Raw genomic sequence first — 25,473 nt, forward strand, 5'->3', positions numbered from 1 at the left:
AGCAAATTAATGACGGAAGTGACGCATGCCGGTGAAGACCATGGCCATGCCATGTTCGTCGGCGGCGGCAATGATCTCTTCATCGCGAATCGAACCGCCCGGCTGGATGATGCAGCTGATGCCGGCGGCCGCGGCGGCGTCTATACCATCGCGGAAGGGGAAGAAGGCATCGGATGCCATGACCGAACCTACAACTTCCAGGTTCTCGTCGGCCGCCTTGATACCAGCTACCTTGGCACTGTAGACGCGGCTCATCTGGCCGGCACCAACGCCTATGGTCATGCTGTCTTTGGCGTAGACGATGGCGTTAGACTTAACGAACTTGGCCACCTTCCAGCAGAACATGAGATCTTTCATCTCGGCTTCGGTTGGTTGACGCTTGGTCACCACCTTGATGTCGCTCATTTCGACCATGCCCTGGTCTCTGTCTTGGATCAGCAGGCCGCCGTTGACGCGCTTGTAGTCCAGGCTGCGGGTCTTGGTATTCCATTGACCACACTCTAGTAGGCGAACGTTGGCCTTGGCCGCCACTACATCACGAGCCGCCTGGCTAACGACGGGAGCGATGATCACCTCGACGAATTGACGCTCGACGATGGCGCTGGCGGTCTCGGCGTCCAGCTCACCATTGAAGGCGATGATGCCGCCGAAGGCCGAAGTTGGGTCTGTCTTGTAGGCACGGTTGTAGGCTTCCAGCAGATCCTTGCCGATGGCGACGCCACAAGGGTTGGCGTGCTTGACGATGACACAGGCTGGCTCGCTGAACTCTTTGACGCATTCTAGTGCGGCATCGGTATCGGCGATGTTGTTGTAAGAAAGGGCCTTACCCTGCAGCTGAGTCGCGCTGGCGACAGAGGCTTCGTCTATGTTTAGATCCACATAGAAGGCGGCGCTCTGGTGGCTGTTTTCGCCGTAACGCAGATCTTGCTTCTTCACCAACTGAGTGTTGTAGGTGCGTGGGAACTTAGAGTCCTGGTGACATTCGTCCTGGCTGCGTGCCGCTACCCCATTCACCGCGTGCGGTGGCACTTGGGTACCGAAGTAGTTGGCGATCATGCCATCATAGGCGGCCGTGTGTTCGAAGGCGGCGATAGCCAGATCGAAACGCGTCTCCAGCGTGGTGCTGCCCTGGTTGGCCTGCATCTCTGCGATCACGCGATCATAGTCTTTGGCGTTAACGATAATGGTGGTGTCTTTGTGGTTCTTCGCGGTAGAGCGCACCATAGTCGGGCCGCCAATGTCGATGTTTTCTACGGCGTCGGCCAGGGTACAGCCTTCTTTGGCCACAGTTTCGGCAAAGGGGTAGAGGTTAACGGCAACCAGATCGATAGGTTTAATGGCGTTCTGTTCCATCACTATCTCATCGATACCGCGACGGCCGAGGATGCCGCCGTGCACTTTTGGGTGCAGGGTCTTTACACGGCCGTCCATGATCTCAGGATGGCCTGTGTAGTCAGAGACTTCAATGACAGGCACATCGTTGTCTGCTAACAGACGGGCAGTGCCGCCTGTAGATAGCAGTTCAACACCTTGAGCATGTAGGGCTTTTGCAAACTCTAAGATTCCGGTTTTATCAGAAACGCTTAACAGCGCGCGACGAATAGGTCTGGCATTATTCATTTTAGGTACAGGGTCCAGTAGTTATTTTAAGGATCTTTCGGAAAACAGAACAGTTAGTCGCTGCTAACCCCAAGCGTATTGCTTTCCAAAAGCCCCTCAATTTTTTAACTCCCCATCGCGGCGCGCGTATTTTACCGTAAAACTGTGTGCCATGCTGTTTTTTTATGTGCGATTTCACAATACGCCATGGCGAACAAGTAAGAGATTGCGATTTGCTGCAGAATAACCCTTGACCTTAGATTTAACTCTAAGGTTTATACTGGCATTAATGTGATGATGAAAGGCGCTATCGGAGGCAAGATGTATCGTATTGGAGAGTTGGCCAAACAGTGTGAGGTGAAGGCCGACACCCTGCGTTTCTATGAGAAACATGGCTTGTTGTCGCCATCGATGCGCAGCGAGTCGGGTTATCGACTCTATACCGAGCAGGATGCCGAACGCCTGCGCTTTATCCTGCGAGCCAAGGCGGTGGGCTTTACCCTGTCGGAGATCACCGAGCTGTTATCTATCGATCTCGACAAATCCAATTGGGCCTGCGCCGATGTCAAAGGGATGGTGGATATCAAGCTGGCCAATGTGGAAGAGAAGATTGCCGAACTGAATCATTTCCGTCTGTCGCTTCAACGGCTATCCGATGCCTGTTGTGGCGGGCCGGAAAGCGCCGAACATTGCTCTATTCTTGAGGCGCTCGAGTCCAACGTCGAGGTGAAGTGTGAAAACCACAGTCATGATCACAGCGAAACCGAATATAAAACCAGTTGTAAGCTAAAGGGTTAACCTATGTTGTTATCTAATTTCATCGATCTCTTTCTCGATTCCGCGCCCTGGCTGCTGCTGGGCCTGGTGCTTGCCGGTATGTTGAAGATGTTTGTGCCCATGACCTGGATGCAGAAGCAGCTAGGGGGCCATGGGGTGAAGACGACCATCAAGGCAGCCGTGCTAGGCGCGCCCTTACCACTGTGCTCCTGCGGCGTGATCCCCGCCGCCGTCGGCCTGCGCCGCTCGGGCGCCTCTAAGGCGGCCACCACCTCATTTTTAGTATCGACCCCAGAGACGGGCATCGACTCGGTCAGCGTCTCTTATGTGCTGCTCGGTCCCTTCATGGCGGTGGTGAGGCCTATCGCAGCGGTGACAAGTGCCATTGTGGCCGGTCTGCTGGTGGGCCGTGACGATGATGAAGGTCAGGTCGAGGAGGTGGCTCAGGCGAGTTCGAATCAGCCCATGACAGAGAAGGCAACCAAAGCAACGGCAAGCTGCTGTAGCGCTAGCAAGCCTGCCGAGAAGCCCGTCGTTAAACAAGCGACATCCGCTTGCTGTGGTGACAAGTCGAGTGCTCCTGTGCGCATGACGGCAGATGCCTCGCCCATGATGACGCGCCCGGCAAGCTCGGGTGCCCTGGTCAAACCCATGGCGGCGACAGCAGCTGTCAGCTCTTGCTGTAGTGGCAAGCAAGAGGTCAAAGTGGCTAGCTCATGTTGCTCGAGTGCAAGCACAGACAAGCAGAACACCAGCCAGTCTTCGGGTGAGAGCTGCTGCGAGTCCACCAAAGATGTTGCCACCGAGCTCAAGGGCACCTCGGTACTGGTGCGTATGGGCAAAGGCATGCATTACGCCGCCACCGACCTGGTGCGCGACACCACAGTCTGGCTGTTGATCGGCCTCTTCTTTGCGGCCTTGGTACAGACCTATGTGCCGGGGGATTTCATGGCCAAGTGGGGCGATGGCATCTTGGCCATGCTGGTGATGGTGCTTATCTCTGTGCCTATGTATATCTGTGCCACGGCATCCACGCCTATCGCCGCGGGTCTCCTGCTGGCGGGTGTCTCGCCCGGCGCCGTGCTGGTGTTTATGCTGGCGGGGCCGGCGACGAATATTGCCACCCTGGGGGTAGTGACCAAGGAACTGGGTAAGCGCGCCCTCTATGGTTATCTCGGTGGTGTCTTGGGTGTGGCCCTGATCGCCGGAGTCCTGGTGAACTACCTGGTGGCAACTTTCGGTTTCGAGGTGATGCCTCAGGTGGGTGAGCAACATAACCTGTTGCCTGCGGTGGTGGTGAACGCCTCGGGCATCATACTGGCAATTTTGATGCTTAAGGTATTGTTGGCCAAGCTGCCGAAAAACTGGTGGCGCCGAGATTGCTGCTCATAACATCGAGTTAGCACATTCTAGTTAATAAAAAAGGCACTCCAATGAGTGCCTTTTTGCTGTCTGTTTAAGTCTAACTTAAGGTGCAGGAGTCTCTGCGGCGGCCTCGAAGTCACGCTCGGTCGTTGTACCTTGGGTGACGGTGACGTCTTGCTCATCCACATGGATGAAGAAAGGTGCTTCAACATCATCTGCGCCGTTGGCCACTTCTGGGTCATCGTTCTGTGCCAGACAGGTATAACCTAGGCTGTAGTTAGCCGCGGCAACGAAGCCAAACTCATACTCATAGCCTGTCACTGTCTCGGTTTCATCGGTAACAGGGTTAACACGTGCCGAGGTGATAGGGGCTACCTGAGGGGCGACAATGTCGGCTTCCAGGCGGAAGTCGAGCATGTTTTCCAGTGCGGTTGCCGTTGGGTAGAGATAGACGGCCGGGCTGAACTCAGAGCCACCGGCGGCGGCTTCACAGTCTGCCATCACGCTGGCGTCAATCATGCCGTGAATGGCACCGACTTCGGCGTTGTTGACCAGCTGTACCGCTGTAGGCTTAAGGGTCCAGTAGTCCTTGTTGCCGTGGGGCGCCTGTAACCCTTGTGAGAGGTTAAACTCGGCGACGAAGTTGTTCACGCCCGCCGCGATGGTGAAGGCCTTGTTGAAGAATAGACGACCCGTACCAGGTTCTTCGGCGCCAAAGCCGCCACAGCTACCGTTGCTGTTGGTGACTAGGCCTGCATCCATGTCATCCATGGTCTTAACATAAGAGCTGTTGGTGTCGGCCACTTCGCTGTTCTGCATATAGATACACATCTGGTATTCGCCGACCGGGATAGACTGGCCGCTAACCAAAGTTTCGACTTCCTGACCCTGTACCGTCAGTAGATCAACGTGTTTCAGCTCACCGTCTTCGGATACGTCGAATGACAGAGATTCGCCGTTACCCTTAAGCACCACTTGTTTGAAGGCGATATTCACCACTTTGGCATCGGCTGGGTTATCTGAAACACCTAGGCTGAAGACACCTGTCTCTGGTGTTTCCGGCTTATCATCGCTGCCACCACAGGCGGCAAGCAGGCTGGTGAGTGTGATGGCGATAATCGATTTTGAATACTTCATAGGTTACCCGTTCGTCATGTTGGTTTATCAAGTATGCCCGGCCCGCCATCCCGGAGAGTAGATGGTGAGCTAGGGAAGGTGCGAATAAGTCCCGTGCTTGCTCTGCGTGTGCTTAAAGTGGATAGATGCTAGGCACAGTTTGCAGCGAATGGCCCTAGTCCTTCGCAAGAACTGTAACGCAGCAAATACCGCTGTAAGCCTCGCCCTGCGGGGCTTTGATAGCAACACCATTTCGGCGTTATTCAACTTCAGCAGGCCTCGGCATGCCCTCAGTTGAATGCCTTGAACTGTCGCTGCTATCAAAGCCAGAGCTGTGNTGCTTGCTCTGCGTGTGCTTAAAGTGGATAGATGCTAGGCACAGTTTGCAGCGAATGGCCCTAGTCCTTCGCAAGAACTGTAACGCAGCAAATACCGCTGTAAGCCTCGCCCTGCGGGGCTTTGATAGCAACACCATTTCGGCGTTATTCAACTTCAGCAGGCCTCGGCATGCCCTCAGTTGAATGCCTTGAACTGTCGCTGCTATCAAAGCCAGAGCTGTGCGACGACTTGTTCGCACCTTCCCTAGGCAGCTTGATGGGGTTATTTATTTTAATCAGTGCAGCTATAAGGATAGGTGAACAGACGCCTAAGTCCACCGAAAGTTATACAAAAGAGGCAAGTATTAATAAAGTTAAATAGGTCGGGCAGTGAGTACTCACTCTTTGCGCCAAGCCCTTGGCACAAGTCACAAATTTAACAGTGGATAGGAATAAAAAAGCGACTCGTGCGCAAGTGCTACGAATCGCTTTAGTCATAGAACAAGCCAACAGCATCAGCTTGTTAAACTTGTATTTATGCCTTGATATCGGCATTGTGGTAGACGTTTTGTACGTCGTCACAGTCTTCCAGCGCGGCCTGGAATTTCTCGAATTGGGCAATCACTTCAGGGTCGCTGAGCTCTGTCATGGTCTGAGGCACGAAGGCGATCTCTTCCACTTCCAGTTCTGTCTCAGGGAAGGCATCGTTGAGGGCCGTCTTCGCCTTGTAAAACTCTGTATTTGGAGCAAATACGCTGATGATGCCATCTTCTACTTCGATGTCGGCGACGTCGACGTCGGCCATCATCAGGGCCTCAAGCACGGCCTCTTCATCTTCGCCCTTAAAGGCAAATACCGCTTGATGATCGAACATATGGCCAACGGTGCCAGGGCTGCCAAGCTTGGCATCATTTTTCACGAACGCCTGACGCACCTCGGTAAAGGTACGCTTACCGTTGTCGGTCAGACAGTCGACGATCACCATGGTGCCGCCTGGACCAAAGCCTTCGTAACGTGCAGTTTCATAGTCTTCACCGCCGCCACCCTTGGCTTTCTCCAGGGCGCGTTCGATGACATGAGCAGGAACCTGATCTTTCTTAGCCTTGGTGATCATATGGCGTAGTGCCAGGTTGCCGTCAGGATCGAAGCCACCGTTCTTTGCGCAAACATAGAGTTCTTTGCCATAACGAGAGTAGAGTCTCGTCTTCTGCCCAGCCGTTTTGGCCATAGATTCTTTGCGGTTCTGGTATGCTCTTCCCATCTTGCGATATCTCTTTAAGCGAAAAAAATTGGCCCAATGTTAGCAGCTTTGTCGACGATTTTGCAGACTCCGCTGCTTATTTTGTCAAAACTGTGGCGCGCGAACCGCTAACGCTCGGGTGGGGTAATGAAATCTGGGATCTCCAGGATCTCCTCGGGCCTGCGGTCAAACAGCGCCTGATAGATATACTCGATAAAGGCGCGGTACTTGCGAGGCAGGTAGGCCCTATGGGGAAAGCTCAGGGTAATGGCGGTCTGCGCCATGGGGAAGTCGGTCAACAGCGGGATCAATAGCCCTTCCTCTATGGCTGCCTGTGCCACCAGGGTCGGCGCCGTGGCGACTCCCAGCCCTTCGATGGCCGCCTCGCGCGCCAGGGTGACATTGTTAACGGTTAGCTGGGCCTCGGGCTCAATGGTGACCCACTGCTGGCCATCGAACAGGGTCCAGCCACCGTCGATATGGGTCGACTTGAGGCGAATCGCCTTGTGGCTTATCAGATCTTGCGGTGTGGTGGGTATGCCATAGCGCGCCAGGTAGCTTGGACTGGCCACCAAGGATTTGTCTGTGTTGAGTATCCGGTAGGATTGCAGCCGCGAGTCGCGCACATCGGACACCTGAAACAGAATGTCTATGCCTTCCTCTATCATGTCGACCTTACGGTTGGTCAGTTCGGCGTCCAGAGTCATCCCGGGGGTTGCCTCGAGGAAGCGGGCGAAGATGCGGCCGAAGAACAGCTGCCCCAGCTCTATGGGGCAGACGATCTTCAGGTTGCCCTTGATGGTCTCCTGGCTAGCGCTGAGCTGATCTTCGGCGCTCTGCAGATCCATCAGGATCCGCTGTATCTTGTTGTAATAGATGCTACCGGCCTCGGTGAGCTTGAGGGCCCGGGTGGTGCGATACAGCAGCTGCACCCCGGTATCGGTTTCAAGCTCGGCTATCTTACGGCTCACCGTCGCCTTGGTGAGACCCATCGCCTTGGCTGCGGCGGTGAAGCTGCCTTTTTCCACCACCTGGGCGAACATCTGAATACGATTCAAATCCATCTATTGTTACACCTGTGAAACAGTTGGTAATTTTTTTAACTGTCTAATAAACATTATAAGACAGTAGTAAACTATCAAATTCTAATCAAGGTGTTTATTCGTGGGGGTTGGATGTCAAAACGTCGCCTATTTATCGTGTTGCCGCTGCTGTTGCTCGCAGCGGTGGTTGCCGGCTACTACTGGTGGAGTCAGGTGAGGTTCATCGAATCGACCGACAACGCCTATGTCGAGGCCGATATCTCTAATATCAGTGTTAAGGTGCCGGGTTATGTGGTGACCGCTAAGGTGACAGATAACCAGCATGTGGAGCAGGGACAGCTGCTGGCCGAGCTGGAGTCGAATCAGTATCGGGCCAAGGTGAGTCAGAGTCAGGCCAGTCTGCAGAGTCGTCTGGCAGAGCTGCAGACCCTGTCGGCCAAGGTGACGCTGCAACAGGCGATCATCCGTCAGACGGCAGCCGGGGTGGCCAGTGCCGAGGCGGAGAAGATCCGCGCAGAGCAGCAGCTAAAGCGTACCACCAAGCTAAGACACAGAGACTACAGCTCACAAGATGAGGTGGATCAGGCGACGGCGGCCTTCGATTCGGCCGTAGGTCATTTAGACGAGGCCAAGGCGGCCCTGGTGGCCAAGCAGGCGGAGCTGGCGGTGCTTAACGCTCAGCTGAACCAGAGTCAGTCCCAGGTGGCGCAGACTAAGGCGGGGCTGGAGCTGGCCGAGATCCAGCTTGCCGATACTCAGATCAGAGCCCCCTTCTCCGGGGTGATAGGCAAACGCGGCGCCCTGACCGGCCAATATGTGCAGCCGGGGCAGTCGCTCTACAGTTTGGTGCCGGATGGCGCGGTGTGGATCACCGCCAACTTCAAGGAAACCCAGATCCAGCATATGCAGCCTGGGCAGTTGGTACAGGTTCATCTCGACGCGTTTCCCGACCAGGAGTTTACTGGTGTGATCGATAGCCTGGCACCGGCCTCTGGCGCCAAATTCAGTCTGTTGCCGGCGGAAAACGCCACCGGCAACTTCACCAAGATAGTGCAGCGCATTCCTGTGCGTATCCGTTTGGCGCTGGATGCGAGCACCAACATAGTGCCCGGTCTTAGTGCCGTGGTGAAGGTGGATACCCGGGGGGCGCCGCAAGACACAGTGATCGCCAGCAATCGTAAGCAGGTTTCGGTTAAGGCCACCCAATGAGCAGCGTGAGCGCCACCCAGGCACTTCCGCCTCAGGCCGCCGAGTCTGAGGTTCAAGCAGCCAAGCCTCAGGGCTATGAGCGCGGCAGCCTTCGCTCCTGGGTCGCCGTATTCGCCGGCCTGCTTGGTGCCTTCATGGCGATTTTAGATATTCAGATCACCAACGCCTCGATGAAGGAGATCCAGGGCAGCCTGGGGGCGACCCTGGAAGAGGGCTCCTGGATCGCTACCGCCTATCTGGTGGCCGAGATGATCGCCATTCCCCTGTCGGGCTGGTTGAGTCAGGGTCTGTCGGTCAGGCGTTATCTGCTGTGGACCACGGCGGCCTTCATCTTAGCCTCTTTCCTCTGCTCGCTCGCCTGGAACCTGGAGGCGATGATCGCCTTTCGCGCCCTACAGGGCTTCTTCGGCGGCGCGCTGATCCCCCTGGCTTTTCGGTTAATCCTGGAACTGCTGCCCGAGGAGAAGCGTGCCACTGGCATGGCGCTATTTGGCGTGACCGCCACCTTCGCACCGTCTATCGGCCCCACCCTGGGTGGCTGGCTGACCGAACAGTTTAGCTGGCACTATCTCTTCTATATCAATATTCCCCCCGGGCTCATGGTGATGGCCATGCTCGCCTATGGCCTGAGATCTCGCCCCATCGACTGGGACAAGCTGAAGAACGCCGATTATTCCGGCATAGTCACCATGGCGCTGGGCATGGGCTGTCTCGAGGTGGTGCTGGAGGAGGGCAATCGTAAGGATTGGTTTGGCTCGGAGCTGATCCAGCATCTGGCCATCATCGCGGTCATCAATATCGCCCTGTTTGTTTTTATTCAGCTGCGTAAGTCGTCGCCGCTGGTGAACCTCAGATTGCTGGCGCAGCGTGACTTCGCCCTGTCGACCCTGGCCTATTTTCTGCTAGGGATGGCGCTGTTCTCGGCCATCTATATGATCCCCCTCTATCTGTCACAGATCCATGACTATAGCCCGCTGGAGATAGGTGAGGTGATCATGTGGATGGGCTTTCCGCAACTCCTGGTACTGCCGCTGGTGCCTAGACTATTGCAAAGATTTGACGGGCGTTACCTGGCGGCCTTCGGCTTTAGCATGTTTGCCCTGAGCTATTACATGAACAGCCACATGACGCTGGATTTTGCCGGCGATCAGATGATAGCCGCGCAGATTGTCAGGGCCCTGGGTCAACCCTTCATCCTGGTGCCTATCGGCATTATCGCCACCATGCATATCAGCGCCCAGCAGACGCCATCGGCCTCGACCGTGCTCAATGTTATCCGCAATCTGGGTGGCGCCTTCGGCATCGCACTGGTGGCGACCCTGATCGACAATCAGTCGCGTACCCATCTGGCGGAGATGAAACAGACGGTGACGGCTGTGAGTAGCCAAGCCTATCAATATCTGCAGCAGAGCAGTCAGCTGTTTGTTCAGGCGGGCTCGGATCCCGTGACCGCCCAGGCACAGGCCAAGGCAATGTTGGCCAAGACTATGACGCAGCAGGCCTATGTGCAGGCCTATAACGATGTGTTTCTCATCATCTCTGTGCTGCTGATGTTGGCGGTAGTGGCCGTGCTGCTGATCCGCAAGCCTAACGCCGATGAATCAGGCGCGGCCTAGGTAATCGCCAATAGTTAGCGACCACCTATAGCAGCTAGCTTCTTGCTAAGAGCACATTAGAGCATAGATAGGCTTATCTGCTCGAAGGGGTAAACCTGGCCGCCAAATTCGGCGGCAAAGGCATTGGCATCTTGCTGCTTGCCAAAGCTGGCCAGCGTCTTACCCATGGCGCCTGTCTGGCTGGAACCCACTACGTACCAGGCCTGTCTGGCGTCGATGAAGTGGCTATCCTGTGGCGCTTGCCAGGGGCTCTTGGCCATGTCGTGGACATAGATCTCCTTGACCTGCTTTTGGTATTCGGGATCCAGCAGGAAGCTAAACAGATCCCGGGTCGAGCAGAACTTCTTCACTGTCTGGTCCGTCTTGAGATAGAGCTCCCCCTTAGGGCCGGGAAAATTACCGATTAACATGCCGCACAGGTGGCACTCGTCGCCGTGCTCAATGGCGACCGCCTGACGAATTGGACTCGAGGTATCCTCTTGCCCACAGGCACTTAGGCCCAGCAGGAGCAGGCAGAATAGGCTAACGAAGAGTGATGAGCTTGAATTTAAGGCTTGGCGCATTAGAGTGTCTTCCTGTTAAAGATTAAGGTGGCTAAGGTGAGTGGCGCGAATACCCAGGCCAGGAGCAGCGAAAACAGGCCGCCGGCCGACATGCTGCTATTGATAGCCACCGCCAGCACACCGTTGACATCCTTGGTATCTAGGCTGGCGAGATTCACCAGGCGGAAGAGATCCGCCGGATTGAGCATCATCAGCTGCACCAGCTGCTGCTGACTCAGTCCCTCCTCTATGCCGACCAACACCGCCAGCAGGGCGAGATCGAACACCAGCACGAAGAAGAACCAGAGCATCAGTGCCAGTCCGGCGGCCTTAGACTTCTCACTCACCGACAGGCTGATCACATAGGCGATGCTGATAAAGCAGAGACCGAGCAGGATCGCGGTGGCGATAAACAGGCCGAAACTCTGCAGCACCGCGTTGGCATAGGATTGGCTGGCGAGCAGCACCGCGGCGCTGCCAAAGCCCAGGCTGGTGGCCAGTGCCATGATGGCCCCCTGGCCGACAAACTTGCCCAGCAGCAGCTGGGTGTGGCTGATGGGGTAGGTGAGCAGCAACAGCAGGGTGCCGGCCTCCTGCTCGCCGACGAAGCTGTCGTAGGCCAGCAGCAGGGCGATCAGCGGGATCAGAAACACCGCCAGGCTCGACAGGCTAGCGATGGTGGACGACAGCGAGACACTGCCCAGCTGCCCAGAGGCGACCGAGCCGTAGTAGCTGAGTCCCAGGGAGAGCACGGCGAAGATGAGGGTGATGGAGATCAGCCAGCGATTGCGCAGCCCGTCCTGAAACTCCTTGATGGCGACGGCGAGAATGGCATTCATTGTGTTGGCCCTCCTTGGTGGCTGGCATTCGGGCTGCTTGCGCCGGTGCCCTGGCCGAGATAATGCTGGTAGACGCGCTCAAGATCGGCGGGTTCGACGCGAATATCCCCCAGCTGATCCAGTTTGACCAGCTGACGTATGATGGCGAGTTTTTCCTGCTCGGGTACCAGTAGCTGATCTGGGGCGATCAGGTATGGGGTGAATCTGGCATCCTGTTTCAAGGCGCCGTTGAGCCCCTGGGTCTTGATGGCCACGGGGAGTTTCGCCTGCTGTCTGAGCTCGCTCAGGCTACCTTTGGCCAGCAGGCGGCCGCCGGAGATGATCAACGCGCGGTCGATATGCTGCTCGACGCCGGGCAGCACATGGGAGCAGAGTATGATGCTGGCGCCCTCGCTCTTGAGCTTGTCGACGCTGGCGTAAAACTCCTGGGTGGCGATGGGATCCAGCCCCACGGTTGGCTCATCGAGTAATAGCAGCTTAGGGCTGCCCAGGAAGGCTTGTGCCAGGCCAAGACGCTGACGCATCCCTTTGGAGTAGGTCTTGACCTGACGATCCATGGCATGGGTCAGGCCCACCTGCTGCAGGAGTTGCTCGATTGCCTGTTTAGGCACCGACTTGAGCCGGGCAAAGTAGCGCAGCACCTCGCGTCCGGTGAGCTGATCGTAGAAGCTGACATTCTCGGGCAGGTAGCCAACCTGTTTGCGGGCCTCAAAGGCCTGCTTGGAGAGGGGATCCTGGCCAAATACCTTCACCTGGCCGTCTGAGGGGGGGATGATCCCCAGCACCAGCTTCATGATGGTGGTCTTGCCGGCGCCGTTGTGGCCAAACAGCCCCATGACTTCGCCGGGGAATAGCTCAAAATCGACCTGCTGGAGCGCGGCGACCTTGCCATAGTGCTTGGCGACACCGCTTAGGGAGACTATGGGTCTCGAAGGAGAAGATGCTTGCATTGTGTTACTCTGCCTCATTAATAACTGCCTGCCGGGCACCCAGAGAGGGGGCCTGCATGAGTGGAAAACTGTCTTTGACGCCTACGGGTTTGAGCACAGGAAACTGGGTCTGTATCCAGCGCAGGATAAGTACGGCCGGGCTGTCCAGCAGCATCTTGGCCTCTGGATATTGCCAGATCAGCTTGTCGATACCGTCGTTGGGCTCGAAGGGTCTGTCGCCATAGCCGTCGTTGTCGAGATCCCAGCCCAGGTAGTTGCTCCAGAAGTTACCGGCGCCATCCTGGCTCCATTCTGCCTGACGGTTGGCGACATATTTCACCTGCAGCGGATTGTTGATGAAGCTGTTAGCAAACACCTTGGTATGCTCCGATCCTGCGGTCAGGTGTATGCCGATCTCGGCGGTGTCGATCAGGTTATGATCTATGCTGTTGTAGGCCGAGTTATAGACAAACAGCCCCTTGCCTTCACGGCCCAGCACCTTGTTTTCCGGCTTGGTCCAGACCTGGTAGATGCGGTTATGGCTGATCTCAGAGTAGGTGATGAAATTCATCAGGAAGCCATAGTCCTGGCTGTCGCGGCTCTCGTTGCCACTGACGGTGAGGTGGCGTGAGCTCATCAGGGCATAACCGGCGCGCGTGTCGTAGGCCAGGTTGTCCAGCACTTGATTGCTATGGGAATACATGTAATGGATCCCGTAACGCAGGTCATGCATCGTATTGTTTTTAATAGTGTTGTGTTGGCTTGAGATGATGTAGATACCGTCGCGGGTCTGGCTGACCTCGTTGTCGCTTACCTCGACATTCTGCACTATGGAGAGCTGGATCCCATTGCCTCTGTCGGCGGATCTGAGCGCCGGGTTGCCCTCGATACGATTGTGGTGAACCTTGATCGCTTTACCCTTCTGCAGCCAGATACCGAAGCCGTCACCCTTTAGCTGATTCTCTCTGATAGTGAGCTGGCTGGCGCTTTGGTCCGAGTAGATGCCGGCGTTCTGTGCGGTGAGGTCATCGCCCCAGTTGACGATCTTGAGTCTTTCTATGGTGACGTTAGAGCTTTGCAGTAGCAGTGCATTGCCCTTGCCCTGGGCGTCTATGATGCTGGTGTAGCCGTCGGCGCCAGAGAGGGTTATCCCCTTGTTGACGACGAAGTTGCCCAGGTAGCGGCCGGGTTGTAGCTGGATGGTATCGCCCGCTTTGGCACGCTCTAGCACCTGCTGAAGATCTTGCTCGGGTGTCACCTGAATATCCGCCGCCTGAGTGGGCAGCGCCAGCATGACACAAAGCATGGTGCATAGTAGGCTAGATATGGTCTTGGGTGTTTCTTGGCTGTGGTTCAAAGCGTTTTACACCTCTTGCGCTTATCGCTTTATTTTTTCCGCTTCTTACTTGCTTATTTTTATCGCTGTTCTCATCGAGAAGGCAAGGGCCTGATGCACTGCGTCAGGCCCATGCATCACGCTTAGGCTTTTACCAGCATGCGGCCACGCATCTCCATGTGGAGGGCGTGACAGAACCAGTTGCAGTAGTACCACTGCACGCCTGGCTTGTCGGCGATAAAGGTGACAGACGCCGTGGCCTGCGGGCCAATCTCCATTTGTACCCCATGGTTGGTCATACAGAAGCCGTGGGTCACGTCTTCCACCTGATCCAGGTTGGTGACCACCACAGTGACCTCGTCGCCCAGCTTGACCTTAAACTCGCTCAGGCCATAGTTAGGTGCCACAGAAGTCATGTAGACACGTACCTTGTTGCCGTCGCGGATCACCTTGTTGTCCATCATGAGGCGTACGCCATCTTTCTTGGCCATGGCAACGGTATCGGCAAACAGAGGATCGTCACGGGTCCAGAGCTTCTTCGGCTTGAGCTTGCTGCGATGCACTATGATGCAGTCATGGGGCTCGGCGAAGGTCGGGCCGTCGTGTACCAATTTCATCTCGTCGCCTGAGATATCGATCAGCTGATCGTTCTCTGGACGCAGCGGACCGACGGGCAGGAATCTGTCCTTGGAGAACTTACACAGAGATACCAACCACTTACCGTCGGCGTCGCGGGTTTCGCCCTGGGACGTATGGTTATGGCCCGGCTGATAGTGTACGTCCAGTTTCTGGCGCAGGTAATTCACCTTCTTGCCCTGATAGGCCTGAATCGCTTCCTCTACGTTCCACTTGGCGATCTGGCTGTCGAGGAAGAGGGTGGTGTAGGCGTAGCCCTTGTTGTCGAATGCCGTGTGTAGCGGGCCAAGGCCCAGCTCAGGTTCACCGACGATGGCGTCTCTTGGCTTGATCTTGTCGTCGAACAGATCGTCCAGCTTCTCGATGGAGATGATAGAGACGGTAGGTGACAGCTTACCGTTGGCGACAAAGTATTTACCACTTGGTGAGGTGTTCAGGCCATGAGGCGACTTAGGCACAGGAATGTAGCGGGTCAGATCTGAACCCTTACGGCCATCCAGTACAGGTACATTGTTGCCGTTGTAGGTCTTGAACTTACCGGCCTTGAGCGCGGCTTCACAGCGAGCCAGGTTGAAGATCACCACATGGTCACGCTCGGCGGTGATCATCTCGCTGAGGTTCATACCCATCTCTGAGTTGTAGCAGGTAGAAGCAAAGTACTTGCCGTCATAGTCGGCGTCTGTGTTATCCAGGTTGCCATCGACCATGACCTGGAAGGCCACTTCCATCTTCTCGGCGTCGATCACGTTGAACAGTGAGCGGTAGGTGCTGACATCTTCCAATGTCTCCTTACCATTGTTGTCCATAGGGATCTCGAACTCGCCGTTACAGATGACATACTTGGTATAGGGAACCTTCTGTACGCGCAGACCGTGGATGGCCTGAGCGTTAGGCACAGTGATCATCTTATCTGTCTTCATGACGTCACAACGGATACGCGCCACGCGTGTGTTGGCCTTGTCGTTGATAAACAGATATTTACCATCGTAACGACCATCTTGCATACTCATGTGAGGGTGGTGGGCATCGCCCGCCAGCAGGTGAGCGCTGTCGCCCTTGACCGCCTTACTCTCGTTGGTGATGCCCCAGCCGGTGGCACTGTCGATGTTAAATACCGGAATGCGCATTAATTCACGCATAGAAGGCAGGCCCATGATACGGACTTCGCCAGAGTGTCCACCGCTCCAGAAACCATAATATTCGTCCAGTTCACCCGGATGCACCACTGGGCTGTTGCCAGCCTCGGCCGCCTGGGCCTTGGCCATCGAGGCGAACATAGCGGCGCTCATGGGCGCGGCGACTGCGCCGGCGCCGAGCAGGGCCGTCTTGCCCATAAACTCGCGTCGTCCGGCGTTCTCCAGCTGGTTTGTCGGTTTGTTATTGTTATCTTGCATAGTCCATCTCCATCATAGTTGTATTGACTTTAATTACCTGCACTAAAATGTGTGTTGCTTGGTCCTATACGGCAGTGACCGTTGGGATTTCTTGTTCCTTATATTGCTTGCGCTTACGGGCCATCTTCTTCAGCGGTGGGCACTTCTCCTCGTTGAAATAGGTCACCTGACAGTCGAGGCAGTAGTGGCACTCGCGCATGTTGATCACCCCGTTGGGATGAATCGCCTGGATCTCGCACTCTTTGGCACAGGTCTTACAAGGCGTGCCGCATTCCGGGCGACGCTTGAGCCAGTCGAACAGGCGCACGCTATTACTCACCGACAGCGCGGCGCCCAGCGGGCAGAGATAGCGGCAGAAGGTTTTGCGATTAAACAGGCTGGAAAAGATCATCAGTAGTGCCCAGAGGATGAAGGGCCACTCGCGATCGAACTTGAGCAAGAAGGTGGTCTTGAAGGGTTCTATCTCGGCAAACTGCTCGGCCATGGCGAGGGAATCCAGCGACAGGCCAAACAGCGCCAGTAAAATCAGATATTTGATGGCCCAAAGGCGCTCGTGCACAGCGAAGGGCAGCTCTATTTGCGGCAGCTTCAGGTAGCGGCCGGCAACATTGACCAACTCCTGCAGCGCGCCGAAGGGGCAGAGCCAGCCGCAGTAGACGGCGCGTCCCCACAGCAGCATGGTAACCGCCGCGGCGCACCAGAGAATGAAGATAATGGGATCGAGCAGGAAGAGATCCCAGGAGAAATCTTTCATCAGGGCGTGCAGGAAGGTGAACACGTTGACCACAGAGAGCTGTCCGCCCCAGCTCCAGCCGATCACGACCACTGTCACCACCAGGAAGCCATGGCGCAGGCGGTGCATGAAGGTCGGGTGTTTGACCAGAATATCCTGGAAGAAGAGGATGAGCAGCAAGACGCCCATGAGGATCAACAGCAACACCACTTCTACCTGTCTGTCATGCCAGATCTGCTGCACCATGGTGAGTTCGGGTTCTGGGACTATGGCCGCCGGGGTGTCCACATACTTATCGAGCGGATCGTACTGACCCTTAAAGCTGGTGAACAGGCTGTCGATAGGGCCCGTCTGGCGTCTGACCAAGAGCTCGAATTGCCAAGGGGCACCCGGGTCAAACTCGTGATGCTCGGCGATGCGAAATACCGACATCTCTTTAAATTTAGGGGCGCCCTGAATGTAGAGATCGCTGATACGGTTGTGGTCCAGGTCTCTAAAGGAGATGGTGTTATCCTTCTGATGCACCTGGATGCGATCGAAGATACCGCCGCGCACATAGCCTGAGCCCTTGAAGGAGTAGCCGTTGCCCATGACGGCCACCAGGTGTTCGCCGGGTTGTAGGTTCTGCATCAGCCATTGATAGTCGGCGTCGCCGAAGAGGTTCTTGCCTATGGTGGGAATGTCGGCCAGGGTGTAATAGATCTCGGCAAACATCTCCTGCTTTTGATCGGCATCGGCCTTGTCGACGTCCTCGGCGGCGGTGCCCATGAAGGCTTCGTCGACGGCGCCGCGGTTCAAATAAAGCTTGCGAATGGAGCCATCGCCGGTGAGTTGTTGCCAGTTGGCCTGGGTAAAGAGTTCCTGTTTGATGGTCGAGATGGGCTGAATCTGGTCGGCCTGTTGCTCGATGATCCCGAGCGCGATGGCGGCCTGGGTGGCGGCCTTGGTGATCGCCACGTTCATCACCATGACGGTTACCGTCGCACCGGAGAGGCCGTCGATGGCGACTATGCCCTCCTTCTCGTTGCCACCCACCTTGAGCCTGTCCTTGACTGACAGCCCGGTATATTGCTCGGCAAACTGCCACAGCTTACTCTCGGGGATCCCCGCCAATATGATGGGTTCATGGTGCTCCAGCACCTTAGCTCCCAGGTATTTACCCGCTGGATCTATGGCGACGAGTATGTTGACCGGCTCGCCCGAGTAGGCAGGAATGCGAGCAATATCATTGGTTTCAAAACCATAGCCTAAGATCTGCTCCTCTTGGTAGATGGTCCTTAGGGCAGGCTCGCCCTGCTTGTCTGAGATACGGGTCGCATTTGGAAATAGCTCATGCAGGATAGGCAAGGGATCTTTTGGCGGGCTGACGAACAGGGCATAGCTGGGCGCAGCCAGCATGAGTGCCATCATGAGTGCCACTAGGGTGAGTAAAATCCATTTTGCCTGTGTCGTATGGTGTATCAATCTTGCCACTCGAACGCTCCTACAGTCAGTCTCAAGGTGTGTCAACCTAGCGTTATTTATAGTGCATCCTAAATGCATCTTTATGTTTGTGACGTGATTGAGATCAAATAAATTGCAAATTTGTTAATTTGACAGGCTTTTTCGGGTGCGGTGCGGGGGCTGGATCACCCTGGCGGGCGGTTAACAAGTGGCATTGAAATTGAGTTGGCCGCCTTGTTATTAATTTCTATTAACTGAATGGTTAACGTTAAATGACAGGTCGCGTCACCCAAGCTATGGGGCGCGACCCGTTGTGAGAGTTATAGTTGCTCTCGATGAACTAGGGCCGATTTATTTCAGGCTCTCGTAATAGGCCGCCAGGTTGGCGATATCTTCTTCTGTCAGTGGCATGGCCATAGGTGCCATGACTGGGTCTTGACGTGTACCTTCTTTAAAGGCTTTCAGTTGCTTCTCAATGTATTGAGCCTTCTGACCTTTGAGGTTAGGGTAGATGGGGGCTAGCGAGATACCGTCCGCACCGTGACAGGCGGCACAAAGCATAGATTTTGCTTTACCCGCTTCGATATCGCCTGCGTGTGCCGACAGCGTGAATAGGCTTGCAAAAGCGATGAGGGCAATCTTTTTCATATGAACTCCATTTAAATAAGTTCTTTATTTTTAAGAACAATTGTTGTCGCAATATCTGATGACAAACGACTTAGGTCATCTAAAAATAGGCGGCGTCAATCGAATGCTTCCTAGTTTAGACTGGGTTAAATTGGGCATGTGAATCTTAGGTGTATTTATAATGTATGTATTTGACCAAGGTCAAGTCTAGCCGAAATTTGGGGCGGGTATCACATCTTGTCGTCTCGTTGTAGACGCAGGAATAATCTAAATATAACAAGCAAGTGACTCAGAATTAACGGATAAGGGGATTGCAGTGCGTTGGGAGAATCTGGCGTTTGCCGAGTTGAGCCGCGAGCGGCTCTACGAGCTGCTCAAATTGCGCGTCGATGTGTTTGTGGTGGAACAGGCCTGTGCCTACCCCGAGCTAGATGGGAAGGACACCCTGGCCGAGACCCGCCATCTGCTGGGGCTGGACGAGCAGGGAGAGATTGCCGCCTATGCGAGGATCTTGGCCCCAGGGGTGAGCTACCCTCAGGCCAGCATAGGTCGTGTCATAGTGGCGCCGTCGGCCCGGGGCGCGGGCGTTGCTAAGCCATTGATGCTGGAGGCGATCGCTATTGCCAGCCAGGCGTGGCCTGAGCAGGGGATTCAGATTGGCGCTCAGGAATACCTCAAGGGATTCTATCAAGGGGTGGGGTTTAGGCCCGTGTCTGAGGTCTATCTTGAGGATGGTATTCCCCATCTCGACATGCTGCTCGATACGTGAGGAAATCTGGCGGGGACAAATAAAGGAGCACAGGGTGTGCTCCTTTATGTTCGGGTAATTAAGCCGTCAGGCTTGTCAGTCACAGCGTCAGCGACTGTTCCCTGAGTTGGATCTTGGGATCATGTTCAACTTCGCCATATCTGTCGATGGTAGACAACTGGCTCTGTTGGGCGATGATCGCCAGCGGACCCGAAGGCAAATGGCGAACAAACAACAGCCGATACCCGTATCGATGCAGGCTATAGAGGGCCATCTTTTGTTCCGCACTCATCGAGCTCCAATGCTCATCATGATGCAGGACGTTCCCTCACCTGTCTTGCAGTTGTTGTGCTATTTGCATGTTATTATCTACACGTTTGTCGGCCGATGCAGCCAATCATTATCCTGTGCTGGCATGGCCAGACAGTTTTACAAGTTTAATCTTAATTAGATTAACATCAGTCATTTTACTGACTTTAATTGGGCATTAATTGAACGAGATCAATTTATGGGGCGAGAAGTGAGCCCAAAAGGAAAAACTATGAAAATGCTCACAACTTGGCCGCATTTTGAGACTGGAGTGAAATGATTAATTATATCGAGCCGCTTTTTCGGCCACCCTCGGAGTGGAAGTCCCTCATCCTGCAGGTCACCAATGGTTGTAGCTGGAATCGCTGCCATTTCTGCGACATGTATACCGCACCACAGAAGCAATTTCGTGCACAAAAACTAGATAAAATTGCAGAGGATATTCGAAGAGTCGCCCAGCAAAATCTGCCGATCTCACGGGTATTCTTGGCCGATGGCGATGCCATGAGCCTGCCCTTTAATCGCCTGGAGGCCATCTGCCTGTTGATCCGTGAGCACCTGCCGCAGGTGACCCGCATCAGCAGCTACTGCCTGCCGCGTAACCTAAGCAATAAGACGGATGCACAGCTAGCCCGCCTCAAGGAGCTTGGGCTCAGCCTACTGTATGTGGGTTGTGAGAGCGGGGACGATGAGGTGCTGACCCGCATCGAGAAGGGGGAGACCTTTGACTCCTCCTTGCTGGCACTTAAGCGCATACGCGCCGCCGGCATGAAGTCGTCAGTGATGATACTCAATGGCTTGGGTGGCGTTGAATTATCAGCGCAGCACGCGCGCAATTCGGCCCGGTTGATGAATCAGGCGCAGCCGGATTATCTGTCGACCCTGGTGGTGACCCTGCCCCTTGGCAAGGCGCGCATGGACGCCGGATTCGATGGTGATTTCAAACTGCCGGACCAACATGGCCTGCTGACCGAGATGCAGCTTCTGCTCGGTGAACTTGAGCTTGAGAAGACCATATTCCGCTCGGATCACGCCTCTAACTATCTGGTGCTCAAGGGGATATTAGGTCGTGATAAGCAGAGCCTGCTGGCCCAGGTCGATCAGGCGATTCAGGGGCTGGTGCCCCTGCGCCAGGAGTGGCAGCGCGGCCTGTAAGCCGCAGCCGTCATGCTGTGGGGATTATCGCTCGATATGGATCTCGCGTACGGGGCAGGGGATCTCGATACCGGCCTGACGCAGCGCGTTGATTAGCTCCAGGTTGACTTGGTACTTATTCTGATAGTAGCGATTGGTGGGCACCCAGTAACGCAGGCCTATCTCTAAGCCTATGCTGTTGAAGCCGTTGATGCCTATCTGGGGGGCGCGCTCCTGATTCACCTCTTGGTTGGCATCCAGGACCTGTTGGGCGATGGCCAGCACCTGATTGGCATCAGCCGCGTAGCTGATGTTGAAACGTATCTCGACCAGCTTTTCGCTAAAGGAGTTGTGCAGGATCTCGCCGACGATGTGTTTGTTGGGGATGCTGATCACCTCGCCTTCCTCGTTGGTGAGTAGGGTCAGCCCCAGGTGGATGCTCTTGACCACGCCGCTGACCCCTTGGATCTCTATGGTATTGCCCACCACGAAGGGGCGGGTCACTATGATGGTGACGCCCGCCGCGTAGTTAGAGAGCATGCCCTGTAGTGCCAGGCCGGCACCCAGGGAGGCGGCACCGATGGCGGCGACCATTGGCGTGATGCTAATCCCAAGCTTGCCCAGGGCGATAACCCCCACCATGACTATGATGAGAATGCGTACCAGGTTGGAGACAAAGTTGCTCAGGGTGATGTCGATCTCATGCTTCTCAAACTGGCTAGCCACCAAGTTGGAGATCTTATTGGCGACCCAGAGGCCCAACAGGAAGATCAGTAGGGCGCCGACCAGCTGGAAGCTGTATTTCACCAGAAACTCGGTCAACAGGTTGTAGACATTTTGCAGTTGCGCCAGCTCCTGCTCCAGACCATTCTCATTCATAACACTCATCCTAAAATTTGCCCCGAACGTTGCTCGCCCGGCCGTGGATTCTAACCTGGGTATGTTACTTAATATTCAATGGCTTGATAACCAATATCTCACCCATGTCCCATGACAATAATTAGCGTGAAGCATATCAAGCTATTGGCACGCATCCGAGGGCATGACGACCAGTATAAGATATAGTCTATTTCACCCCTAAGTAACCTAACCTTTATCGTGAAAGAGGCATTATGAAAGCGCTAATTTTGGCTGTGGGCGTGCTGTTTTCGGCCGCGAGCCTGGCCAGCAGCCTGACCACGGGTGACCGTATCGAGGCGATCACCCTGGTGGATCAACATCAAGCCGTGTGGGAGCTTAACACCAATACTCAGGTTTTACTCTTTAGTCGTGGCATGAAGGGAGGGCAGATCATTCAGGAGGCGCTGGAGTCGCTGGATGCGCCCATGCCGGACAACTGGCGCTATGTCGCCGATATCAGCGGTATGCCCTCTTTAATCGCCAAGTTTGCGGCGATCCCCAAGATGCAAGATCTCGACTTTGCCATCGGCCTGGATCAGGAGGGCGAGGCGACTCATCTATTACCGGGTGATAAGGAGACGGCGACGGTGATCATCCTGGAGGGACTCGAGATCAGCAAGGTGATTCGGGTCGATTCGGCCAAGGCCCTGCTCGATGCGGTGAAATAGGCCGAGGATTGTCGTCTGTTGGTGATGAGAATTTATCATATTAATCAATTGGATAACCTGGCTCTTATCCAGACGTACAAGGCATTATCTCTTTTGGAATAAAAATTTACTTATTAAGCATAAAAATTCGTTGATCTCGGCGAAAAAATAGCGTTTACTTCGCTGCGATTTTTAATCGAATCACGCTAAACTATTTTTATTCTGCTACGGAGATACTGGCGAGATGAGCCAATTTCAAGCGATTGATGTTAATGAGTATTATGACCAGGCTACCTTTGAGCGTATCAAGGCATTTGCTCAGGATAAACCGACACCTTTCGTGGTGATTGACACTAAAATCATTGCAGAACAATATGATGACATGGTGCATAACTTCCCCTATGCCAGTATCTATTATGCGGTCAAGGCTAACCCTGCCAGGGAGGTATTGACCCTGCTGCGTGACCGTGGCGCCAATTTCGATATCGCCTCTATCTATGAGCTGGATATGGTGAGCGACATCGGCGTGACGCCCGACAGAGTCAGCTATGGCAACACCATCAAGAAGCGCAAAGATGTACGCGCCTTCTATGAGCGCGGCGTGCGCATGTACGCCTCTGATTCCGAGGCAGATCTGCGTATGATCGCCGAGGAGGCGCCGGGCTCGCGCGTCTACGTACGCATCTTGACCGAAGGCACCCACACGGCAGACTGGCCGCTGTCGCGTAAGTTCGGCTGCCAGAACGAGATGGCCTTCGAGCTACTCATCCTGGCCAAGTCGCTTGGGCTCGAACCCTACGGCATCTCCTTCCATGTCGGTTCACAGCAGCGCGATATCGGCGCCTGGGACTCGGCCATCGGCAAGGTGAAGAGTATCTTCGAGCGCCTGCGTGAAGAGCATGGTATCGAACTGAAGATGATCAACTTAGGCGGTGGTTTCCCGGCGAACTATCTGGATAAGACCAACGAGTTAGGCACCTATGCCGAGCAGATCACCCATTTTCTGAAAGAGGACTTTGGCGATCAGCTGCCACAGATCATCCTCGAGCCTGGCCGCTCCCTGCTCTCTAACGCAGGCGTGTTGGTGTCTGAGGTGGTGTTGATCAGCAAGAAGTCCCAAACGGCTTTAGAGCGATGGGTATTTACCGATGTGGGTAAGTTTTCGGGCCTTATCGAGACCATGGATGAGGCGATCAAATTCCCTATCTATACCGAACGTCAGGGCGAGCTGGATCGCTGCGTGATCGCCGGCCCTACCTGTGACAGTGCCGACATCATGTATGAGCACTACAGCTATGGCCTGCCTGTGGATCTGGCGATAGGGGATCGTATGTACTGGCTAACGGCCGGGGCCTATACCACCACCTACTCGGCGGTCTGCTTCAACGGCTTCCCGCCGCTGCAAGACTACTATCTCTAAGTACCTGCTAAAGAGATCACAATAAAGGGCGTCTAGGCGCCCTTTACTATGTCTGCCGTGTGGCTATTTGTCGTGTGCCTGAAGGATCTGATGCAGCTCCTCCTTGATATGCAGTTTCTGCTGTTTAAGCACCTTGACCTCTGGGGTGAAATCGCTGGCCGCATGTTGCTCTAGCTCTTTAATCTCGTCATCGAGTTCGTTGTGTTTGTTAAACATCTTGAGAAAATGCGCGTCTTTTGATTTTAGTTCGCTGATTAGGTCTCTGTATTCTGGAAACATATTGGCCGTCCTTCTTGGTCAAATGGGGGAGAGGTCGTAAGCAAGAGTGGTTAATTTCCCTTTGCTATGGTTTCAGCCTAGCGCGATCTTTCTGTCTGTTTTGTGATCAAATTCACCGCCTGGGGTTTCGCTTCTGTCACTTTGTAACAGCGATTTCAACCTGTTGTCTTATAAGACTATTCTCTGCTTTTTATTTTGGGGTAATACCTGATGTTTAGCGAAGACTCAGGGGAAGCAATAAATTTTGTCGGCTGGCTGGCAGCCTAGGTGGGAGTTGCTATATTTTCAGTGCTGCTAGCGGAATTGCTTTGGTAAATTCATTACAACAAATTATCTAACTACTGGCGGGGAAAGTGTGAACAGGTTAACCTTAATGGCTTTCATACTAGGTTAAAGTCCATTTAATAAGAATTTTATAATCAAAATTGAAAGGGGTTTTCATAATGTCAGATGTATTTCATTTAGGCCTGACGAAAGAGATGTTAGATGGTGCAACACTTGCGATCGTTCCGGGTGATCCAGAGCGCGTGAAGCGTATCGCCGAGTTGATGGACAATCCAACATTTTTGGCCAGTCACCGCGAATACACCAGCTACCTTGCCTATATCGACGGTAAACCGCTGGTGGTCTGTTCTACCGGTATCGGTGGTCCATCGACCTCTATCGCCGTAGAAGAGCTGGCTCAGCTGGGCATCAATACCTTCCTGCGTGTCGGTACTACTGGTGCGATTCAGCCACAGGTTAACGTGGGTGATGTGATCGTGACTCAGGCGTCAGTGCGTCTAGACGGTGCGAGTCTGCACTTTGCACCTATGGAGTTCCCAGCCGTGGCGAACTTCGAATGTACTACTGCCATGGTGGCGGCGAGCCGCGAAGCCGGTTTAGAGCCACATATCGGTATCACCGCTTCGTCAGATACCTTCTACCCAGGTCAGGAGCGCTACGACACTGTAACGGGTCGCGTGACTCGTCGTTTAGCCGGTTCGATGAAAGAGTGGCAGGATATGGGCGTACTCAACTATGAGATGGAGTCGTCTACCCTGTTCACCATGTGTGCGACGCAAGGCTGGCGCGCGGCTTGTGTGGCCGGTGTGATCGTTAACCGTACTCAGCAGGAGATCCCTGATGAGGTGACCATGAAGCAGACCGAGACCAGTGCTGTGTCTATCGTGGTTGCGGCGGCGAAGAAGCTGTTGGCTTAAGTCTAGCTAAACCATATTAAAAAAGGCGCCTAGTGGCGCCTTTTTTGTTTGCTTGCATCTGAGCAGGCTTTTG

The 25,473-nt window shown here is 54.7% G+C and carries 23 protein-coding genes; 9 read left to right on the top strand and 14 right to left on the bottom strand.

The window, feature by feature from the left end:
• Positions 1-6: 6 nt before the first annotated feature.
• Positions 7-1,620, bottom strand: a complete 1,614-nt coding sequence (gene purH, locus L1D47_RS11125) for a bifunctional phosphoribosylaminoimidazolecarboxamide formyltransferase/IMP cyclohydrolase (protein ID WP_239884882.1) — start codon at positions 1,618-1,620, stop codon at positions 7-9.
• A 300-nt stretch (positions 1,621-1,920) separates the two neighbouring features.
• Here purH and zntR point away from each other — a divergent pair, with 300 nt between their 5' ends.
• Together zntR and L1D47_RS11135 are read left to right on the top strand one after the other, a co-directional pair.
• Positions 1,921-2,397, top strand: coding sequence for a Zn(2+)-responsive transcriptional regulator (gene zntR / locus L1D47_RS11130; protein ID WP_041509891.1), 477 nt, complete (start codon positions 1,921-1,923; stop codon positions 2,395-2,397).
• 3 nt (positions 2,398-2,400) lie between these two features.
• Positions 2,401-3,768 carry an SO_0444 family Cu/Zn efflux transporter gene (locus L1D47_RS11135; RefSeq protein ID WP_239884883.1) on the top strand — a complete coding sequence of 456 codons (1,368 nt, stop codon included), beginning with the start codon at positions 2,401-2,403 and terminating at the stop codon, positions 3,766-3,768.
• 75 nt (positions 3,769-3,843) lie between these two features.
• Here L1D47_RS11135 and L1D47_RS11140 read toward each other — a convergent pair whose 3' ends face one another.
• From L1D47_RS11140 to L1D47_RS11150, 3 genes are all read right to left on the bottom strand, one after another.
• Complete coding sequence (locus L1D47_RS11140) at positions 3,844-4,878, bottom strand: DUF4382 domain-containing protein (RefSeq protein ID WP_239884885.1); 1,035 nt, start codon at positions 4,876-4,878, stop codon at positions 3,844-3,846.
• A gap of 831 nt (positions 4,879-5,709) precedes the next feature.
• A complete protein-coding gene (locus tag L1D47_RS11145; protein ID WP_239884887.1) occupies positions 5,710-6,435 on the bottom strand; it encodes a YebC/PmpR family DNA-binding transcriptional regulator in 726 nt (241 codons plus the stop codon).
• A gap of 107 nt (positions 6,436-6,542) precedes the next feature.
• Positions 6,543-7,478 carry a LysR family transcriptional regulator gene (locus L1D47_RS11150; protein WP_239884889.1) on the bottom strand — a complete coding sequence of 312 codons (936 nt, stop codon included), beginning with the start codon at positions 7,476-7,478 and terminating at the stop codon, positions 6,543-6,545.
• A gap of 111 nt (positions 7,479-7,589) precedes the next feature.
• Between L1D47_RS11150 and L1D47_RS11155 the strand changes: the two genes are divergently transcribed.
• A complete protein-coding gene (locus L1D47_RS11155; RefSeq protein WP_239884891.1) occupies positions 7,590-8,666 on the top strand; it encodes an HlyD family secretion protein in 1,077 nt (358 codons plus the stop codon).
• Positions 8,663-10,282 (top strand): DHA2 family efflux MFS transporter permease subunit, encoded by a 1,620-nt coding sequence (locus tag L1D47_RS11160; RefSeq protein WP_239884893.1) that lies wholly within the window; start codon positions 8,663-8,665, stop codon positions 10,280-10,282. Before L1D47_RS11155 ends, L1D47_RS11160 begins: the two co-directional genes overlap by 4 nt.
• A 56-nt stretch (positions 10,283-10,338) precedes the next feature.
• Here the strand turns inward: L1D47_RS11160 and L1D47_RS11165 are convergent, their stop codons facing one another.
• From L1D47_RS11165 to L1D47_RS11195, 7 genes are all read right to left on the bottom strand, one after another.
• Positions 10,339-10,845, bottom strand: a complete 507-nt coding sequence (locus L1D47_RS11165; protein ID WP_239884895.1) for a nitrous oxide reductase accessory protein NosL — start codon at positions 10,843-10,845, stop codon at positions 10,339-10,341.
• Entirely contained in the window at positions 10,845-11,663 is an 819-nt protein-coding gene (locus L1D47_RS11170) for an ABC transporter permease subunit (RefSeq protein WP_239884897.1), read from the bottom strand. Before L1D47_RS11170 ends, L1D47_RS11165 begins: the two co-directional genes overlap by 1 nt.
• Entirely contained in the window at positions 11,660-12,613 is a 954-nt protein-coding gene (locus L1D47_RS11175; protein ID WP_239884899.1) for an ABC transporter ATP-binding protein, read from the bottom strand. Before L1D47_RS11175 ends, L1D47_RS11170 begins: the two co-directional genes overlap by 4 nt.
• Before the next feature lie 4 nt (positions 12,614-12,617).
• On the bottom strand, positions 12,618-13,886 hold the full coding sequence (locus L1D47_RS11180; RefSeq protein ID WP_239884941.1) for a nitrous oxide reductase family maturation protein NosD: 1,269 nt from the start codon (positions 13,884-13,886) through the stop codon (positions 12,618-12,620).
• A 185-nt stretch (positions 13,887-14,071) separates the two neighbouring features.
• Positions 14,072-15,958, bottom strand: coding sequence for a TAT-dependent nitrous-oxide reductase (nosZ, locus tag L1D47_RS11185; RefSeq protein WP_239884900.1), 1,887 nt, complete (start codon positions 15,956-15,958; stop codon positions 14,072-14,074).
• Positions 15,959-16,022: 64 nt separating this feature from the next.
• The gene (locus L1D47_RS11190) at positions 16,023-18,098 is read right to left on the bottom strand and encodes a NosR/NirI family protein (protein ID WP_239884943.1); all 2,076 of its coding nucleotides are present in this window, start codon (positions 18,096-18,098) and stop codon (positions 16,023-16,025) included.
• 387 nt (positions 18,099-18,485) lie between these two features.
• A complete protein-coding gene (locus tag L1D47_RS11195) occupies positions 18,486-18,782 on the bottom strand; it encodes a cytochrome c (protein WP_239884902.1) in 297 nt (98 codons plus the stop codon).
• 295 nt (positions 18,783-19,077) lie between these two features.
• Here L1D47_RS11195 and L1D47_RS11200 point away from each other — a divergent pair, with 295 nt between their 5' ends.
• Positions 19,078-19,530: a GNAT family N-acetyltransferase gene (locus L1D47_RS11200; RefSeq protein WP_041509853.1), complete on the top strand. Its 453-nt coding sequence runs from the start codon at positions 19,078-19,080 to the stop codon at positions 19,528-19,530.
• Positions 19,531-19,609: 79 nt separating this feature from the next.
• Here L1D47_RS11200 and L1D47_RS11205 read toward each other — a convergent pair whose 3' ends face one another.
• The gene (locus tag L1D47_RS11205) at positions 19,610-19,801 is read right to left on the bottom strand and encodes a hypothetical protein (protein ID WP_235375369.1); all 192 of its coding nucleotides are present in this window, start codon (positions 19,799-19,801) and stop codon (positions 19,610-19,612) included.
• Between the two features lie 293 nt (positions 19,802-20,094).
• Here L1D47_RS11205 and L1D47_RS11210 point away from each other — a divergent pair, with 293 nt between their 5' ends.
• Entirely contained in the window at positions 20,095-20,973 is an 879-nt protein-coding gene (locus L1D47_RS11210; protein WP_239884903.1) for a radical SAM protein, read from the top strand.
• A 24-nt stretch (positions 20,974-20,997) separates the two neighbouring features.
• Here L1D47_RS11210 and L1D47_RS11215 read toward each other — a convergent pair whose 3' ends face one another.
• Positions 20,998-21,831, bottom strand: coding sequence for a mechanosensitive ion channel family protein (locus L1D47_RS11215; protein ID WP_239884905.1), 834 nt, complete (start codon positions 21,829-21,831; stop codon positions 20,998-21,000).
• Between the two features lie 233 nt (positions 21,832-22,064).
• On the opposite strand from L1D47_RS11215, the gene L1D47_RS11220 reads away from it, so the two are divergent.
• Complete coding sequence (locus L1D47_RS11220; RefSeq protein ID WP_239884907.1) at positions 22,065-22,520, top strand: hypothetical protein; 456 nt, start codon at positions 22,065-22,067, stop codon at positions 22,518-22,520.
• Positions 22,521-22,743: 223 nt separating this feature from the next.
• Positions 22,744-23,919: a type III PLP-dependent enzyme gene (locus tag L1D47_RS11225; protein WP_239884909.1), complete on the top strand. Its 1,176-nt coding sequence runs from the start codon at positions 22,744-22,746 to the stop codon at positions 23,917-23,919.
• Between the two features lie 63 nt (positions 23,920-23,982).
• On the opposite strand, the gene L1D47_RS11230 is transcribed toward L1D47_RS11225, so the two are convergent.
• Complete coding sequence (locus tag L1D47_RS11230) at positions 23,983-24,198, bottom strand: YdcH family protein (protein WP_239884911.1); 216 nt, start codon at positions 24,196-24,198, stop codon at positions 23,983-23,985.
• Positions 24,199-24,641: 443 nt separating this feature from the next.
• On the opposite strand from L1D47_RS11230, the gene udp reads away from it, so the two are divergent.
• Positions 24,642-25,400: a uridine phosphorylase gene (udp, locus tag L1D47_RS11235; protein WP_239884914.1), complete on the top strand. Its 759-nt coding sequence runs from the start codon at positions 24,642-24,644 to the stop codon at positions 25,398-25,400.
• The last annotated feature ends 73 nt before the right edge of the window (positions 25,401-25,473 follow it).

It is taken from the genome of Shewanella sp. Isolate7 (genome assembly GCF_022398425.1).
Taxonomy (GTDB): domain Bacteria; phylum Pseudomonadota; class Gammaproteobacteria; order Enterobacterales; family Shewanellaceae; genus Shewanella.

Excerpts from the sequence above, each read along its gene's own strand:
- purH (WP_239884882.1), bottom strand. The coding sequence starts at position 1,620 with ATGAATAATGCCAGACCTATTCGTCGCGCGCTGTTAAGCGTTTCTGAT.
- zntR (WP_041509891.1), top strand. The coding sequence starts at position 1,921 with ATGTATCGTATTGGAGAGTTGGCCAAACAGTGTGAGGTGAAGGCCGAC.
- L1D47_RS11135 (WP_239884883.1), top strand. The coding sequence starts at position 2,401 with ATGTTGTTATCTAATTTCATCGATCTCTTTCTCGATTCCGCGCCCTGG.
- L1D47_RS11140 (WP_239884885.1), bottom strand. The coding sequence starts at position 4,878 with ATGAAGTATTCAAAATCGATTATCGCCATCACACTCACCAGCCTGCTT.
- L1D47_RS11145 (WP_239884887.1), bottom strand. The coding sequence starts at position 6,435 with ATGGGAAGAGCATACCAGAACCGCAAAGAATCTATGGCCAAAACGGCT.
- L1D47_RS11150 (WP_239884889.1), bottom strand. The coding sequence starts at position 7,478 with ATGGATTTGAATCGTATTCAGATGTTCGCCCAGGTGGTGGAAAAAGGC.
- L1D47_RS11155 (WP_239884891.1), top strand. The coding sequence starts at position 7,590 with ATGTCAAAACGTCGCCTATTTATCGTGTTGCCGCTGCTGTTGCTCGCA.
- L1D47_RS11160 (WP_239884893.1), top strand. The coding sequence starts at position 8,663 with ATGAGCAGCGTGAGCGCCACCCAGGCACTTCCGCCTCAGGCCGCCGAG.
- L1D47_RS11165 (WP_239884895.1), bottom strand. The coding sequence starts at position 10,845 with ATGCGCCAAGCCTTAAATTCAAGCTCATCACTCTTCGTTAGCCTATTC.
- L1D47_RS11170 (WP_239884897.1), bottom strand. The coding sequence starts at position 11,663 with ATGAATGCCATTCTCGCCGTCGCCATCAAGGAGTTTCAGGACGGGCTG.
- L1D47_RS11175 (WP_239884899.1), bottom strand. The coding sequence starts at position 12,613 with ATGCAAGCATCTTCTCCTTCGAGACCCATAGTCTCCCTAAGCGGTGTC.
- L1D47_RS11180 (WP_239884941.1), bottom strand. The coding sequence starts at position 13,886 with ATGCTGGCGCTGCCCACTCAGGCGGCGGATATTCAGGTGACACCCGAG.
- nosZ (WP_239884900.1), bottom strand. The coding sequence starts at position 15,958 with ATGCAAGATAACAATAACAAACCGACAAACCAGCTGGAGAACGCCGGA.
- L1D47_RS11190 (WP_239884943.1), bottom strand. The coding sequence starts at position 18,098 with ATGGCACTCATGCTGGCTGCGCCCAGCTATGCCCTGTTCGTCAGCCCG.
- L1D47_RS11195 (WP_239884902.1), bottom strand. The coding sequence starts at position 18,782 with ATGAAAAAGATTGCCCTCATCGCTTTTGCAAGCCTATTCACGCTGTCG.
- L1D47_RS11205 (WP_235375369.1), bottom strand. The coding sequence starts at position 19,801 with ATGAGTGCGGAACAAAAGATGGCCCTCTATAGCCTGCATCGATACGGG.
- L1D47_RS11210 (WP_239884903.1), top strand. The coding sequence starts at position 20,095 with ATGATTAATTATATCGAGCCGCTTTTTCGGCCACCCTCGGAGTGGAAG.
- L1D47_RS11215 (WP_239884905.1), bottom strand. The coding sequence starts at position 21,831 with ATGAATGAGAATGGTCTGGAGCAGGAGCTGGCGCAACTGCAAAATGTC.
- L1D47_RS11220 (WP_239884907.1), top strand. The coding sequence starts at position 22,065 with ATGAAAGCGCTAATTTTGGCTGTGGGCGTGCTGTTTTCGGCCGCGAGC.
- L1D47_RS11225 (WP_239884909.1), top strand. The coding sequence starts at position 22,744 with ATGAGCCAATTTCAAGCGATTGATGTTAATGAGTATTATGACCAGGCT.
- L1D47_RS11230 (WP_239884911.1), bottom strand. The coding sequence starts at position 24,198 with ATGTTTCCAGAATACAGAGACCTAATCAGCGAACTAAAATCAAAAGAC.
- udp (WP_239884914.1), top strand. The coding sequence starts at position 24,642 with ATGTCAGATGTATTTCATTTAGGCCTGACGAAAGAGATGTTAGATGGT.